This is a genomic window from Pseudodesulfovibrio aespoeensis Aspo-2 (assembly GCF_000176915.2).
In the GTDB taxonomy this organism is placed as follows: Bacteria; Desulfobacterota; Desulfovibrionia; order Desulfovibrionales; family Desulfovibrionaceae; genus Pseudodesulfovibrio; species Pseudodesulfovibrio aespoeensis.
Map to the genome: position 1 here is coordinate 555047 of NC_014844.1, position 14286 is coordinate 569332.

Here is a 14286-nt window from a genome sequence, read left to right on the forward strand (position 1 = left end):
TTACGGCCCGGTTCGCCCCGGGCGATCCGCAGCGCGCCACCCGGGCCGCTGTCCTGACCGCGTCCATGAACGCCGCTCCAGCTCCAGTCAGGCCGTCGCGGGTGTTGCTGGTGGACGACAACCCCACCAATGTCAAGGTGGCCCGGCTCCACCTGGACCGCATGGGCATGACCACCACCGTGGCCGGGAGCGGTCCTGAGGCGCTCATGCTCCTGGCCGGGCAGGAATTCGACCTGGTGCTCATGGACCTGGAGATGCCCGGCATGGACGGGCATGAGACCATGCGCCGCATCCGCTGCGGCCAGGGTGCGGACAGGCCCGTGCTCCGTCCTGACGTGCCGGTGCTGGCGGTCACGGCCCATGCCCTGGGCGAGGTGCGGCAGCAATGCGGGGCAGAGGGCATGCACGGAGTGGTGACCAAGCCCGTGAGTTACGGCGATCTCGCGGCGGCCATGCGAGAGCTGCTGGGCAGCGGCCTTGCCGGGGACGCAGAGGGGGTGGCGGTCGATCCGATCCGCGGGACAGGGGGTGCCGCGCCGGGGAGGGTCGGTGACGAGCCGGTTCTCGACCTGGACATGGCCGCCTCGTTGCTGGGGGTGTCCCAGGCCGAGATTCGCCGCCTGCTGCCCAACGCCATGGCCGAGATCGGCCATAAGCTGGGGCTGGCCAAGGGTGGGGTGCGGACCGCAGTCCTGCGCGAGACCGCGCTCCAGGCCCATACCCTCAAGAGTGTGGCTGCCTCCATCGGGGCCGAGCGGACTCGTCGCGCCGCCCTGCGGCTTGAGAATGCGGCCCGCCGCGAGGATTTGGAGCGCAGCCGCGAGCGGGTGGCCGAGCTCACCGCCGAGGTGGCCCGGCTGGAAGCCGCGGTGGCTGCCCTGGGCTAGCCGCAGCCAGGGAGCCGTGGAATTGGCCTTTGAACTATTGTTCACCTTTGTGTACGATCTTGCCAGCGCACAAACACAATCGCGAGGTATCCATGCCTGATCCCTTCTCATTCTATCTGACCGAAGCCAAATCAGGGTGGCTCGAATCGCGCATCGTCCTGGACGGCCAGCACTATGACCTCAGCGCCCACTGCGCCCTGTCCGAGCCGCTCAAGGACCTTTTTCGCTGTCTGTGCGACGCCCACGGCCTGGATGCGCCGCCGGACATGGCCTCAGACTACCGCCACCTGGAGTTCGAGTGGGTGGGCGAGGGGTGGCTCTACTACTGGGAGCTGACCCCCGGCCCGGACCGACGCCTGGACGTGAGCGTGGAGTTCAAGGGCAAGCGCGAAGTGGGCGGGGCCGAATACCCGGTCTGGAAGATCGCGTTTGCCACCGATTGGCCCACCCTGGCCGGGCAGGTGTTCACTCAGGCCTCGGAGCTGTTGTGGATGTACGGCTTTTCTGGCTACTTCGAGCGCTGGACCAAGGACTTTCCGGCGGGGCTGATGATGCGGCTGGGCCATCTGCTGCACGGCGCGGCGTCAGGGACCGAGGATTTCGCCCGCGAGATGGGCTATCTGGCCGAAACCCGGTGAACTTTTCGAACACCACGCGACCCAGGCAGAATCCCGGCATGCCCGCAACCCGTTGTCCAGCACTCCCGTTTCTGCTTTGCGCCCTGCTCCTGGGCCAGCTGCTGTGCTGTCCGCGCGCCCTGGCGGGCGGGGTGCATGTCATGACGGAGCAGTATCCCCCCTTCAGCTATCAGGTGGACGGGGAGGCGCGCGGGTTCTGCGTCGAGCTCGTGCAGCGCATTCTCGAGAGGCTTGGCCTGGGCGAAAGCGACATAGTTTTCTACCCCTGGGCCAGGGCGTACATGAAACTCAAGGAAGAGGACGGACACGTCCTCTTCCCCATGAGCCGCTCGGTGGAGCGCGACGGGCTGTTCCGATTTGTCGGCCCGGTCTTTGACGACACCCTGTATTTCTTCCGCCGCAAGGGCTCGGCTGTGCAGGTGCAGGGTCTGGCCGACGCCCGGCGCGTCGGTGCCATCGGCGTGACCCGCGACGACTTCTATCACCAGTTTCTGGTCGAACACGGCTTTGCCAACCTTGATATCAGCGTCTGCCAGCTCCACGACTTCAGAAAGCTGGCCCAGGGCCGGGTGGACCTCGTGCCCATGGGCGAGAAGGCGATGTCCGGGTTCATGGCCCGGCAACAGGGCCTGGACCCGGCCATGTTCGAGAAGGCGGGCCCGGCCATCTACCGCTCCGAGGTGTTCATCGGCTTTTCCGGCTCCACGCCCGACGAGGTGGTCGAAAGCTGGCAGAAGGCGCTGGACGAACTCAAGGAGGCCGGAGTGTACGGAGCCATCATGAACCGGTATTTTCCCCCGGACACCCAGCCTGAGTAGTCGCCTGTGAAAGGGCATCCCCATCACAACCGTCTGTTTGCGGCAGCGTGTTGACATTCCATTGAATGCTGGTAGGTTGGCATAATGCCCAGCCATTTTTGGTGCGATACCTGGGTGCAAGAGGAGCTGAATGCGGGAGACAGGGAAAACCGTTCCCGGCCAGTGCCGGGCATGGGGTGATGCTGCGGCAGGGGGTGCTGCGCGAGGGTGGTCATTGGCGGGATTTGTTCTTGCCCTGGTTGCCCTGGCCGCTTTGGGTTTCTGTCCCCCTGTCCTGGCTGATGGCGGGGTGCTGCGCGTGTCCTTCAACGACCTGCCCCCGTGGAAAGTGCTCGGTCCCAAGGGCGAACCGACGGGCATCGATGTCGAATTCCTGAACATGCTGGCCGCGCGGATGGGGTTGACCGTGGAGTATGTTCACTATCCCTTCAAGCGGGGTCTCAAGCTGACGGAGAGCGGCGATGTGGACGCCATGATCGGCGTGCTGCGCAGGCCGGAGCGCGAAGCCTATCTGCACTACATCGAACCGGCCTACAAGCACGAGACGAGCAAGGCTTTCTTCGTGCTCAAGGGACGCGAGAACACCATTGCCCGGCACGAGGACCTCTACGGTCTGCGCGTGGGTACGGTCCTGGGCGGGCGCTACTACCCCGGATTTGACGACGACACGCGGATATTCAAGCATCCGGTCACTTCCTATGACCTGAATTTCAGGATGCTCTTGGCTGGGCGGATCGACGCCGTGGTCATGACCGAGACCGCCGGAGTGTATCGCGTGGCCCAGCTCGGGCTGGGCAACACGGTGGTCAAGGCAACGTATGTCCACCGGGACCACCAGGATGTTTACATGGTGCTGTCCAAACGGTCGGTCCATGCTGACCGGCTTGAGGAATTCAGCCGGGTCATGGACGAGCTGGTGCGCGAGGGCGCGCTGGACGCCGTGGCCGCGCGCTTTTTCAAGGAGACGGCCCCGCAATAGGTTTGGCTGTGGAGCCAACCCGGCCCGGAGTCCGTCAGCCTCCCAGCAGTGCGAGTACGCGGGTCAGGGCCGCGTCCACGATGTCGGTTTCAGGCAGCGCGAGGACCGAGGCGTCGGTCATCTGCCGTCTGACAAGGCCGGGCAGGGGCGGCATGAGGATCGACCGCTCGGGCAGTCCGGGCAGGTCGGGCACCTCGCCCCCGGCGTGGCGGTTGACCACCAGCACCTGATTGTTCAGGCCCAGGTCGCGGGCCATGCGTCCCACCTCGGCCCCGGTCAGCAGGCTGCGCATGCTCGGCTCGCTGACCACCACCAGCCCGTCCACATGGGCCACGGTGCCACGGCCCAGATGCTCCACCCCGGCTTCGAGGTCCACCAGCACCCATTCGTCGCGGTCCATGACCAGATGGGCCAGCACCGCCTTGAGCAGGGCGTTGGCGTCGCATGCGCAGCCGCCGCCCGCGTTGGTCACCGCGCCCATGACCAGGAGCCGCTTGCGTCCCGCGGCCACGCCGGGCAGGGGCGCGCCGCCCAGGGGCACGTCCACGGCCAGGGTCTCGGGCAGGTCGCCCACGTCCGGGTTGAGGTCAAGAAACCCGCCCGCGTGGATGCGTTCGCGCACGAGATCGGCCCGGCGCACCAGCGGCTCGGGCAACGCCCCGGCGGGCAGGCCCGACGCCTGCCCCAGCGACAGGGCGGTGTCGGCATCGATCATCCAGACGTTGTGGCCGCTGCGGGCCAGCAGGTCGGCCATCCAGGCGGCCAGCGAGGTCTTGCCCACCCCGCCCTTGCCCGCAAAGGCGATCTTCATGCGCGCTCCTGTGTCCTTATCGAGGTTCAGCCAGCATGGCGGCGGGGGGGGCGCACGGGGTTTTCCCGCCGCCGCCCCTCCCGCCGTCGTCCGAAGTCATGCCTATTCGCTCAGCCCCAGCCCCTTGCGCTTGGCCCTGATGCGGATGTCAAAGAGTTCCGCTGCCTTGACCGGGTCGGGCTCGATGACAAAGCACGCACCCACCAGATCCTCCAGGCCGGAAACGGCCAGGTTGGTGACCGTCTCGGAGCCGAGGATGTTGGGCGGATGGCCCAGGTGGGTGTAGATGCCGCTGGCCACGGCGTAGAGCCCGATGGCCGCCGCCTTTTCCGAATACCACTCGGGCGAGGACGCGCCCACGGGCAGGTCCGAGATGTCCACGCCCAGCCCGTTGGCCAGGGCGGCGCAGAGCTGGAGAATGCGCGCATTGTCCACGCAGGAGCCGTAGTGCAGCACCGGCGGGATGCCCAGCGACCCGCAGATCTTGCGCAGGCCGGGACCGGCCTGATCGATGGCGCTGGGCAGGAGCAGCCCGGCCTTGCCCGCCGCCGTGGTCACGCAGCCGGTCACCAGGACCAGGATGTCCTTTTTGATCAGCTCTTTGGCCAGGCCCACGTTCATGGAGTCCTGCTTGAACTTGGGGTTGTTGCAGCCCACGATGCCCACCGCGCCCCGGATGTCGCCGCTGGCAATGGCCTGGATCAGCGGGTCGAGCGAGCCGCCCAGGGCCTTGATGACCGCCTCGTTGGAGAATCCGGTCATGATGTCCACGGGTTCGCCTGGGATGTCCACCCGGCCCGGATCGCGCTCAACGAATCCCTGCACGGCCAGCCCGACGATCTTCCGTGCCTGTTCCATGGCGTTGTGCGGGTGGATGTCGAAGTGAATGGCCCCGGTGAAGCGCGCCTTGGCTGCGGTGTCGATGAACTTGGTGTGGTAGCAGCCCGAGATCTGGACCAGGCTCGGCATGATGCACTGGTAGTCCACCACCACGGCCTCTACCGCGCCGGTGATGATGGCCAGCTCGGTCATCAGGTGGTTGCCTGCCATGGGGATGCCCTGGCGCATGAGCAGCTCGTTGCCCGTGCAGCACAGTCCGGCCACGTTGATGCCCGTGGCCCCGAGCTTTTTGGCCTGCTCGATCAGCTCCGGCTCGCGGGCCGCGGCCAGGATCATCTCCGAGACCACAGGGTTGTGGCCGTGGACCAGGATGTTGACCTGATCCTTCTTGATCACCGCGAGGTTGGCCGTGGACATCTTGGGCGTGGGAGTGCCGAAGATCACGTCCGACAGCTCGGTGCCGATCATGGACCCGCCCCAGCCGTCGGCCAGGGCAGTGCGCGCCGCATGGATCATGGTGTTGGGGGCGTCGTTGTCGCAGCCCATGTGGGTGCGGTGCATCATCTCCGCGATCTCGCGGTCCACGCCGCGCGGGGTCATGCCCAGCTTGGCCCAGATGGCCTTGCGCTTTTCGGGCACGCGGCACAGGAAGCTGATGGATTTGCGGCGGCTGCCGAAGTCGGCATAGAAGGCGTCCATGACATCGCGGGCCACCTCCATGACTGTCCGGCCCTCGGTGGCCACGCCGATCTCGGCGGCAATGGCCCTGAGCTTGGGCTCGTCGGTGATGCGGTAGTCCTTGGTCTCGCCCTCGACGATGGCCTCAAGCACTTCGATCAGGTCGCGGCCATGGTCCGAGTGGCCCGCCGCGCCGCCTGTCACGAAGCGGCCAAAGTTGCGCGCCACCACCACGTCCGCGTCTGCGCCGCATACGCCTCGCGGGGCCTTTGCACTGATGCGGCAAGGCCCCATGGTACAGTTGCGGCAGGTGGTGCCCAGTTCGCAGAATTTGCAGTGGGGCGTCTGCTGGTCCAGCCGCTCGTGCACGGTCTCGATGCCTTCCTTCCTGGCCTTCCTGATCATGGCCCTGGCATCTTCCCAGATGGAGAGTTCTTCGACGGGTCTTGGTTCCTTTGCCATTTCTACCTCCGAATTCCTGGAGCCGCACGAATCGCGCGGTCTGTTGATGATCGCAACCCAATTGAATCTTCAGGATAGGCGTCGGCGCGGCCTGTGTCTGTCGGATAGCCGACAAAAGAGGTCGGAAAAGCGAAAAAGGGGCGGATCAGCCTGCGGCGGCCCGTTTCAGGGCGTCGAGGCTGGGGATGTGGAAGCGTCCGCGTCCGCGTTTTTCCATGAATCCGGCCCGGACCATGTCGTTGAGCAGGGTGGAGACGGTCTGCCGGGTGGCCCCCAGGAGCTGGGCCAGCTGCTCCGTGGTCAGACCCAGGGAGATGGTCAGCCCGTCGCCCTCGGGCACGCCGTTGTCCTGGGCCTCGATGAGGATGTAGTCCATGAGCCGGTCGTAGATGTCCTTGAAGGCGAGGCCGCCGATGATGGAAAAAGTGTTCTGGAGGATGTTGCCCAGCACCCGGACCATGGTCCGGGTGAAGACCGGCATCTCGGTCATGCACCGTTTTACGGACTGCACGTCGGCCAGCAGCAGTCGGGTGTCGTCGAATGCCTGCACATAGCACCCGGCGTGGGTGGCGTAGAGGTCGCCCGGCCCGAGGATGCCCAGGGTGAACTCCTTGTCCTCGTAGGCCAGGTAGACGCGCACCCGCCCCTCGGCGATGATGAAGACGAGGTTGTCCGTCTCGTCGGCGTCGAAGATGATGGCGCCCTTGGACCATGCCCGCTCTCGGAAGACATTCCGCAGCTCGCCAAGTTCGTCCCGCCCCAGCTCGTCGAGCAGGTTGACTCCCGTGAATTTCATGCATGCCCTCCCGGATGTGGGTCACTGCCGCAATCATAGCACGGCGCGGGCCTGCGCGTCCAATGGACCTGGCTGTCCTGCCTTCTTCTTTTGTATTGAACTGGGGCGGGTCCTGGGCAAGGGTGGAGGCATGACTGTTTCCGACATGAAATCCCTGCCCGCCATCCGGGGAGCCGGGCGGACCTGATGGACGAGTACGCCCGCATCGCTCCCCTGTACGACACGGTGGTCGGTCCGTTTCTGCGCCCGGTGCATGCGGCCCTGGTCGAGGCCCTGCGCGCAGTGGCCGGGGACGGCCCGGTGGTCGATCTGTGCTGCGGCACCGGGGTGGTGGCCGGTATGGTGGCCCGGACCGGTCGTGAGGCCATAGGCGTGGACCTTTCCCCGGCCATGCTCGACCGGGCGCGCGCCCGTCATGGCGGCGCGAGGTTCCTGCTCGGCGACGCCACGGCCACCGGGCTGGCTGGCGGCGCGTTTGCCGGGTGCGTGATCAGCTTTGCCCTGCACGAAAAGCCGCCGGAAACAGGGCTGGCCATGCTGGCCGAGGCGCGCCGGCTGGTCGTGCCGGGCGGGGCCATCCTGGTGGCCGACTATCGGGTGGTTCGGGGTGCATGGCTGACCGGGCTGGCCATAACCCTGGTCGAGCGGTTGGCCGGACGGGCGCACCACGACTGTTTCAGCCGCTATATGGCGGGCGGAGGCAGCGGTCCGTTTCTGCGCCGGGCCGGGCTGGCTGCCGGGCCTGCGCCGGGCGCGCTGCGCACCCGGTTCATGGGCGGCTGGGTCGGGCTGTATCAGGCCGTGGTCTGACCGGCCCGGTCGCGCTTCTTCTTGATTCTGAGGTTGAGGAATTCGACGAAGAGCGAGAAGGCCATGGCAAAGTAGATGTAGCCCCGGTCGATGTGTTTGTGCATGCCCTCGGCCATGAGAAAGATGCCCACCAGGAGCAGGAAGGAGAAGGCGAGCATCTGGACCGTGGGATGTTTGGAGACGAACGCGCTGACCGGTCCGGCGAAGAAGAGCATGACCGCCACCGCGATGACGATGGCCGCGACCATGACCGTCAGGTGCTTGGCCATGCCCACGGCGGTGATGACCGAATCGAGCGAAAAAACCATGTCGAGCAGGGCGATCTGGATGATGGCGCTGGCATAGGAGTAGCGGGTGCGGACCATGCCTCCCAGCCCGTTTGATTCCTCCAGCTTGTCGTGGATCTCGTGGGTGGCCTTGGCCAGCAGGAACAGCCCTCCGGCCAGCAGGACGATGTCGCGACCCGAGACCGCATGGTCGAAGACCGAGAACAGGGGCGCGGTCAGCCCCATGATGGCGCTGATGACCAGCAGCAGGGCCAGGCGCGTGACCATGGCCAGCCCGATGCCCAGCCGCCGGGCGTTGGCGCGCACCGCTTCGGGCAGTTTGTTGGTGATGACCACCACAAAGACGATGTTGTCGATGCCGAGCACGATCTCAAGCCCGGCCAGGGTGACCAGGGCCACCATGTTTTCAAGGGTCCACAATCCTTCGAGCATGCCTGCCTCCGCGTTTGATCCGTCATCGCGAACCATGCGCCCGGTGCCTGCGAAAATCAACGGGCGTTCCGCCTGGGGTCTTATAATTTCACGGGAAATCTTGACGCGACCGCGCTGGTGGTGCAAAGGTCCGGCCCATTGGCCGGGCGCATCTGTTGCCCAGGTCGCCGGAGGGAACCCATGGCGGAATTTCATGTCTTCGCGGATGTCGAGGCCCAGAGCCGGGCGGCGGCGTCGCTCATCGTCGGTCTTTCCCACAGGGCGCTCGAGGCGCGGGGCCGGTTCACCCTGGCCCTGTCCGGGGGCAGCGGCCCGGTGCGGCTCATGGAGCTGCTGGCCGGGGAGCCTTGCCGGGGGTCGATTCCCTGGGACCGGACCCTGATATTCTGGGGCGACGACCGGGCCGTGGGGCCGGAACACGAGCTGAGCAATTTCCGGCTGGCGCGCGAACGGCTCCTCTCCCGCGTGCCCGTGCCAGAGGCCAATCTCGTGCGTATCCGGGGCGAGCTGGGCGCGGTGGACGCGGCCCTGGAGCTGCGGCTTGATCTGGCCGAATGTTTTGGCGAGAGTGCCCCGCCCCGGTTCGATCTCGTCCTGCTGGGCATGGGGCTCGACGGCCACACCGCCTCGCTCTTTCCGGGCCGGCCCGAGCTGGACTCCGCCGCCTGGGCCGAGCCTGTACCCGCCCCGGACATGGAGCCGCGCGTGGAGCGCGTGACCATGACCCTGCCGGTGCTGGGCGCGGCCCGCACGGCCCTCTTTCTGGTGGCCGGGCAGGACAAGCGCGCCCTGGTCGATCAAATCAGGCACGATCCAACAGCTCCGGCCCGCTACCCGGCGGCCCGCGTGGCCGCGGAGCAGACCCTCTGGTATCTCGACGAGGCCGCCGCCGGCCCCGGTCGGTCAGACTAGACCTGCACCGGGGCGGGCGGGGCTAGGCGCATTATTTCAAGGGAACATAGACCTCGGTGCGCAGCTCTTCGGGCGCGGTCTTGTCCGGGGTGTTGAGGTATATCTCGATGCTTGCCCCGGCATCGGCCTCGCATCCGTTCTGCGGGGCCCATTGGCCGCACAGCTGGGCATAGGTCTTGTGGAGGTCCGAGTACGGCCCCTTGTGAAGGGTCTTGGCGTACCGCCCGCCAGCAATGGTTTTCATCCCGATGGGAGCCTGCACCTCTGTCTGTCCGGCGACCGTGATGCACGCGTCATAGCGGATCTTGTCCTCGGGCGTGACATCGGGGTCGTCGTGGCAGAGGGCCAGTATCCGCGCATCGGCATTGACGAGCCCCCTGGGGCCGGCCCAGCCGCAGAGGGTGGACCAGGCATGGTTGCAATCCTTGTAGGGGCCGGTGTGGCGGACGAAAACGACGTTCATTTCCTCAAGATTCACGACTGATGCTTCCATGACAATCTCCTTCCAGTAGTTGCAGTGTTTGTGATCAAGGGTCCCATGGTGCGCCTGACGAAACCGCTGGGGAGAAAGGCCGAACATGGCGTTGAACGCGCGGGTGAAGGACTCGTGGGTCTCGAACCCGGCCTGGAACGCGATGTCCGTCACCGGAGCCTCGCCGAGCTTCAGCGTGATGGCCGCCCGCTCCAGGCGAAGCCGCCTGATGTGGGATTTCACCGATTCGCCGATCATGCCGCTGAAGATGCGGTGAAAATGATACGGCGAGAAACAGGCGATGTCGGCCAGGTCAAGCAGTTGCATCGGGTCGTCGAGATGGGCCTGGATGTGTTCGAGCACCCGGTCCATCCGCTCCGCATGATCCTTCTTGGTTTCCTCTTTTGTCGTGCGCATGGGTCTCCTTGTGTCATGGCGTGGTCGCTGCCGCTTGACCGTTTTTGCGCATTCGCAGGCCCGGTCGAAGCGTGTCGGGATCGTGCCCTGCATTGCGCAAAAAATCACCCCGCTTCTCACTGACAAGGCCCCTGGATCAAGGGCTGGGAGGACGGGCCGTGGGAACGCGTGCCTTGACACCGGGCACGACGTTCACCACTGTATCTGCGCGACGACTTAAATGAAATAAAGCGGTTCGCGGTGGAGGCGGATATGATCGTGCCGATTCCCTGGGGTGTCCCGGCCTGTGCGCGGGCGCGGCTGACAGGACTGCGCCGCGGCACCAGGTGCGGGGGAGGCTGCATTGCCTGAACGCGCCAGGGACGACGCGCAGTTGATGCAGGCGGTCGCCCAGGGCGACCTGCACGCCTTTGGCGAGATCGTCCGGCGCCATCAGGCCTGGGCCTGGCGGGTGGCCCACCGCTTTCTGGGCGACGAGGCCGAGGCTGCGGACATCGTGCAGAGCGCCTTCCTGCGCCTGCTGGACGCGGCGGGCCGCTATCGCCACGAGGCGCGCTTTACGGGCTATCTGTCGCGCATCGTCACCCGCCTGTGCCTGGACCGGGTGAAGAAGAAAGAGCCGCTGTTCACGGACACGGTCCCAGATATCGCTGATCCAGCCCCGGACGGGCGCGAAGCCCTGATACAGCGGGAAACCGCCCTGGCCGTGCGCACCGCCCTCGACATCCTGGCCCCGAACCAGCGCATGGCCGTGGTCCTTCGCTACTACGAAGACCTGGCCTACGACGAAATCGCCATGGCCCTGGACACCACGCCCAAGGGCGTGGAACGGCTGTTGGCCAGGGCGCGTGAACGTTTGAAAACCCTGCTTTGCGACCAGCGCGATTTTTTTGCCCCCTGACCGGGGGTTTTTCTTTTTTCAGTCGTTTACCCACAAGGATCGTGCATCATGACAGGCTGTAACAAACACCGCGCCCGGCTCGGGGCCTACCTGGACGGCGAACTTGCCGACCAGGACCAGCGGGAGTGCGAACGTCATCTGGCCGGGTGTCCGGCCTGCCGGGCCGTCCTCGACGAGCTCAAGGGACTGGCTCCGGTCCTGCGCGCCCTTGGGGCAGCGCCCGTGCCCCACGGTCTGACCGCGCGCATACTGGCCGGGGCCGCCGACCGGCAACGGTCCTTCCTGCCCGCCGTTGTCCGGGCCTGGATCTATGAGATTCGCGCCGTCTCCTGGCTCGACGGCAGCCTGACCGCAGCCACCCTGTGCGCGGTCATCGTCATCGGCGGGTTCATGGGCTGGACCAGCCATGCGCCGGGCGAATCGGCCACGCAGACTGCCCATGAAGCCCGCCCGGAACTCTTTGACACGTTTGGCGCGCTGCCGGGCGCGTCCATCGAAGCCGCGACACTCGACCTGTTGACCGGCGACCTGTTGACCGGCGACCAGTCGGTCCGCGACCTGTGAGGAAATGATGTCCACACTCATGCGAAGATCCCTGCTTGTCCTCTCCCTGTGCCTGAACATCGCCTTTGTCGCCTTCTGGGCGGTCCGGGCCATGCCGGACATGTTCGACCCGCCACCCGTGCTGCGCGGCACCGGCCACGGTCTGGTGGCCGTGGCCTTGTTCGACGAGCTGGACGCCACGCCTGAACAGCGGGAACAGCTCGCCGCCTTTGCCGCCCGATTCAGCGAGGAGGCGGGGGCGACGCGCCGGGTCGTGCGCATGGAGCGGGAGCGCCTGCTCGACCTGCTGGCCGCCGAGAATCTGGACAAGGCGGCCATCCAGGCCGCGCAGCAGCGGATACTCGACGGACAGGCCCGGATGAAGGACGCGGTGGTGGACTTGCTCATCGAGGCGCGGGCCATGCTCTCCAGGGAGCAGTACCAGATCCTGATCGCCAGCATCCGCGCCCGCAGCGAACGCCCTGGGGCCGGGATGCCGGGAAGAGGGGGCTTGGGTTCCGGCATGGAACGGGAGTAGCCGTCCGCCGATTTGTTTCCCCTGACAACGAGAATGGGGTATGATGCCCTGGAAATCCGTTGTCCTATTATGACCGCCCAACACGCAACCAGAGGAGCCGACCATGGCGCTCATCGAACTTGACCACATTTCAAAAACATACGTTACCGGCGAAGTGGAGTCCGTGGCTCTGCGCGAGGTCACGGTCTCCATCGAGGCCGGGACGCTGGTGACCTTTGTGGGGCCGTCGGGCAGCGGCAAGACCACGCTGCTCAACATCCTCGGCTGCATGGACAAGCCCACTGCGGGCGAGGCGCGCATCGACGGGACCCTGCTCGGCTCTCTGGGCAGGCGGCAGGCCGCTGCCTTTCGCGGCGAACACCTGGGGTTCATCTTTCAGTCGTTCAACCTCATCCCGGTGCTGACGGTCTATGAAAACGTCGAATATCCCCTGCTGGTCATCCGCAAGACCCCGGCCCCGGAGCGGCGCGAGCGGGTGCTGCGCGTGCTGGAGGCCGTGGGCATGCTTGACCACAAGGACAAGCGGCCCGACCAGATATCGGGCGGGCAGAAACAGCGGGTGGCCGTGGCCAGGGCGCTGGTGACCAATCCGGCGGTGGTGCTGGCCGACGAGCCCACGGCCAACCTGGACCACGACACCGCGCACCGGATCATCACCCTGATGCGCGAGATGCGCGACGCCTTTGGCACCACCTTTGTCTTTTCCACCCACGACCCGCGCATCGTGGAACACGCCGACGTGGTTCACGGTATCGAGGACGGCAGGCTCACGGGCAATATTTCGGCAATGCAGGGAGGACACCACCATGGGTAGCATCCTCAAGATCGCGTTGCGCAACCTGACCCGCTACAAGCGCAGAACCGCCCTGACCTCGCTGCTCATCGTCCTGGGCGTGGCCCTGGTGGTGATCTTCTCCGGGCTGGCCGGGTCGTTCAAGTCCATGATGATCGGCATCATCACCGATTCGAGCCTGGGGCACATGCAGATCCACAAGCGCGGCTATGTCTCGTCCATCGACACCACGCCCCTGAACATGAATCTCAAGGCCAAAGGCTACCAGCAGATGGCCGACATTCTCGACCAGACCGAGGGCGTGGCGGCCTATGCGCCCCGACTCAAGTTCGGGGCGGTGCTCAGCAACTATCTGGAAAGCACCAACATCCGGCTCTCGGCCATTGATCCGGAGAAAGAGGTCGCCGTGTGCACGGCCCTGCCAGGGCGCATCGCCGAGGGCGCGGCGCCGGGAGAACCCCTGCTCGGACGCGGGCAGGTGGTCATTCCCCAGAAGGTGGCCACCAGCCTCAAGATGAAGCCGGGCGACTCGGTGGTGCTCGTGGCCACCAACAAGGACGGCTCGGTCAACGGCATGGAGTTTGAGGTGGCCGGAATCATCGAGGACATCATGGGGCCGGGCGGCAAGGACGCCTACATGCACATCGAGGACGCGCGCTCCCTGCTGCGCACCGAACCGGGCGAGGTGACCGAGATCGTCATCCGCGCCGAGTCCTTTGACAAGCTCGACGCCCTGGCGGCCCGGCTGACCCGGCAGATCGACGCAATCACCAACCAGCAGGGCAAGCCCGCCCTGGAGCTGCACACCTGGGCCAAGCTCTCGCCGTTCGCCAACATCGCCAGCATGATCGACCTGATGCTCATCACCGTGAAGATCGTCATGGTCGCCATCGTGCTCATCAGCGTGCTCAACGTCATGCTCATGTCGGTGTTCGAGCGGGTGCGCGAGATCGGGACCATCGCGGCCATGGGCACCCAGCCCTCCACCATCATGGGGATGTTCGTGGCCGAAGGCGTCCTGCTCGGCATCCTGGGCACCGCGCTTGGCCTCCTGGTCGGCGTGGCCGGGCTGTTCGTCTTCAAGGTCTCCGGGGTCACCTTCTCCTTCGCGCGCATGGACAATCTTGTCCTGCAACCCGAAATCAACGTTCCGGAGCTGGCCCTGGTGGTCGCCATCGTCCTGGTCGCCTCGGCCCTGGCCGCCCTGCAGCCCGCCTGGAAGGCCAGCCGCATGGAGCCCGTGGACGCCCTGGGCCACGTATAACCGCATCC

Annotated in this window: 16 protein-coding genes; 11 read left to right on the top strand and 5 right to left on the bottom strand. The window is 66.1% G+C overall.

All coding sequences use genetic code 11. The annotated features are described in order from the left end of the window. Positions 1 to 65: 65 nt before the first annotated feature. From DAES_RS02585 to DAES_RS02600, 4 genes are all read left to right on the top strand, one after another. Positions 66 to 887, top strand: coding sequence for an Hpt domain-containing response regulator (locus tag DAES_RS02585; RefSeq protein ID WP_083808614.1), 822 nt, complete (start codon positions 66 to 68; stop codon positions 885 to 887). Positions 888 to 979: 92 nt separating this feature from the next. Further along, the gene (locus DAES_RS02590; protein WP_013513481.1) at positions 980 to 1525 is read left to right on the top strand and encodes a hypothetical protein; all 546 of its coding nucleotides are present in this window, start codon (positions 980 to 982) and stop codon (positions 1523 to 1525) included. Positions 1526 to 1563: 38 nt separating this feature from the next. Continuing rightward, positions 1564 to 2343 carry a substrate-binding periplasmic protein gene (locus tag DAES_RS02595; protein ID WP_013513482.1) on the top strand — a complete coding sequence of 260 codons (780 nt, stop codon included), beginning with the start codon at positions 1564 to 1566 and terminating at the stop codon, positions 2341 to 2343. 214 nt (positions 2344 to 2557) lie between these two features. Beyond that, positions 2558 to 3322 carry a substrate-binding periplasmic protein gene (locus DAES_RS02600; RefSeq protein ID WP_013513483.1) on the top strand — a complete coding sequence of 255 codons (765 nt, stop codon included), beginning with the start codon at positions 2558 to 2560 and terminating at the stop codon, positions 3320 to 3322. Positions 3323 to 3356: 34 nt separating this feature from the next. Here the strand turns inward: DAES_RS02600 and DAES_RS02605 are convergent, their stop codons facing one another. The 3 genes from DAES_RS02605 to DAES_RS02615 form a co-directional block, all read right to left on the bottom strand. Further along, the gene (locus DAES_RS02605) at positions 3357 to 4133 is read right to left on the bottom strand and encodes an ATP-binding protein (protein WP_013513484.1); all 777 of its coding nucleotides are present in this window, start codon (positions 4131 to 4133) and stop codon (positions 3357 to 3359) included. Positions 4134 to 4235: 102 nt separating this feature from the next. Further along, positions 4236 to 6113: an anaerobic carbon-monoxide dehydrogenase catalytic subunit gene (gene cooS, locus DAES_RS02610; protein WP_013513485.1), complete on the bottom strand. Its 1878-nt coding sequence runs from the start codon at positions 6111 to 6113 to the stop codon at positions 4236 to 4238. A gap of 145 nt (positions 6114 to 6258) precedes the next feature. Continuing rightward, entirely contained in the window at positions 6259 to 6909 is a 651-nt protein-coding gene (locus DAES_RS02615; protein WP_013513486.1) for a Crp/Fnr family transcriptional regulator, read from the bottom strand. A gap of 186 nt (positions 6910 to 7095) precedes the next feature. Here DAES_RS02615 and DAES_RS02620 point away from each other — a divergent pair, with 186 nt between their 5' ends. Then, entirely contained in the window at positions 7096 to 7719 is a 624-nt protein-coding gene (locus DAES_RS02620) for a class I SAM-dependent methyltransferase (RefSeq protein ID WP_013513487.1), read from the top strand. On the opposite strand, the gene DAES_RS02625 is transcribed toward DAES_RS02620, so the two are convergent. Continuing rightward, positions 7704 to 8438, bottom strand: coding sequence for a TerC family protein (locus DAES_RS02625; protein ID WP_013513488.1), 735 nt, complete (start codon positions 8436 to 8438; stop codon positions 7704 to 7706). The two genes, DAES_RS02620 and DAES_RS02625, sit on opposite strands and share 16 nt — an antisense overlap. Before the next feature lie 180 nt (positions 8439 to 8618). On the opposite strand from DAES_RS02625, the gene pgl reads away from it, so the two are divergent. Beyond that, positions 8619 to 9350 carry a 6-phosphogluconolactonase gene (gene pgl, locus DAES_RS02630; protein ID WP_013513489.1) on the top strand — a complete coding sequence of 244 codons (732 nt, stop codon included), beginning with the start codon at positions 8619 to 8621 and terminating at the stop codon, positions 9348 to 9350. Positions 9351 to 9381: 31 nt separating this feature from the next. Here pgl and DAES_RS02635 read toward each other — a convergent pair whose 3' ends face one another. Continuing rightward, on the bottom strand, positions 9382 to 10239 hold the full coding sequence (locus DAES_RS02635; protein ID WP_013513490.1) for an AraC family transcriptional regulator: 858 nt from the start codon (positions 10237 to 10239) through the stop codon (positions 9382 to 9384). 343 nt (positions 10240 to 10582) lie between these two features. Between DAES_RS02635 and DAES_RS02640 the strand changes: the two genes are divergently transcribed. The 5 genes from DAES_RS02640 (at position 10583) to DAES_RS02660 (ending at position 14278) form a co-directional block, all read left to right on the top strand. Further along, positions 10583 to 11140: an RNA polymerase sigma factor gene (locus DAES_RS02640; protein ID WP_013513491.1), complete on the top strand. Its 558-nt coding sequence runs from the start codon at positions 10583 to 10585 to the stop codon at positions 11138 to 11140. 48 nt (positions 11141 to 11188) lie between these two features. Beyond that, positions 11189 to 11704, top strand: coding sequence for an anti-sigma factor family protein (locus DAES_RS16840; RefSeq protein ID WP_013513492.1), 516 nt, complete (start codon positions 11189 to 11191; stop codon positions 11702 to 11704). Between the two features lie 19 nt (positions 11705 to 11723). After that, the gene (locus tag DAES_RS02650; RefSeq protein WP_157864791.1) at positions 11724 to 12221 is read left to right on the top strand and encodes a Spy/CpxP family protein refolding chaperone; all 498 of its coding nucleotides are present in this window, start codon (positions 11724 to 11726) and stop codon (positions 12219 to 12221) included. Positions 12222 to 12324: 103 nt separating this feature from the next. Beyond that, positions 12325 to 13035: an ABC transporter ATP-binding protein gene (locus DAES_RS02655; RefSeq protein WP_013513494.1), complete on the top strand. Its 711-nt coding sequence runs from the start codon at positions 12325 to 12327 to the stop codon at positions 13033 to 13035. Then, on the top strand, positions 13028 to 14278 hold the full coding sequence (locus DAES_RS02660; protein ID WP_013513495.1) for an ABC transporter permease: 1251 nt from the start codon (positions 13028 to 13030) through the stop codon (positions 14276 to 14278). Before DAES_RS02655 ends, DAES_RS02660 begins: the two co-directional genes overlap by 8 nt. Positions 14279 to 14286 lie beyond the last annotated feature (8 nt).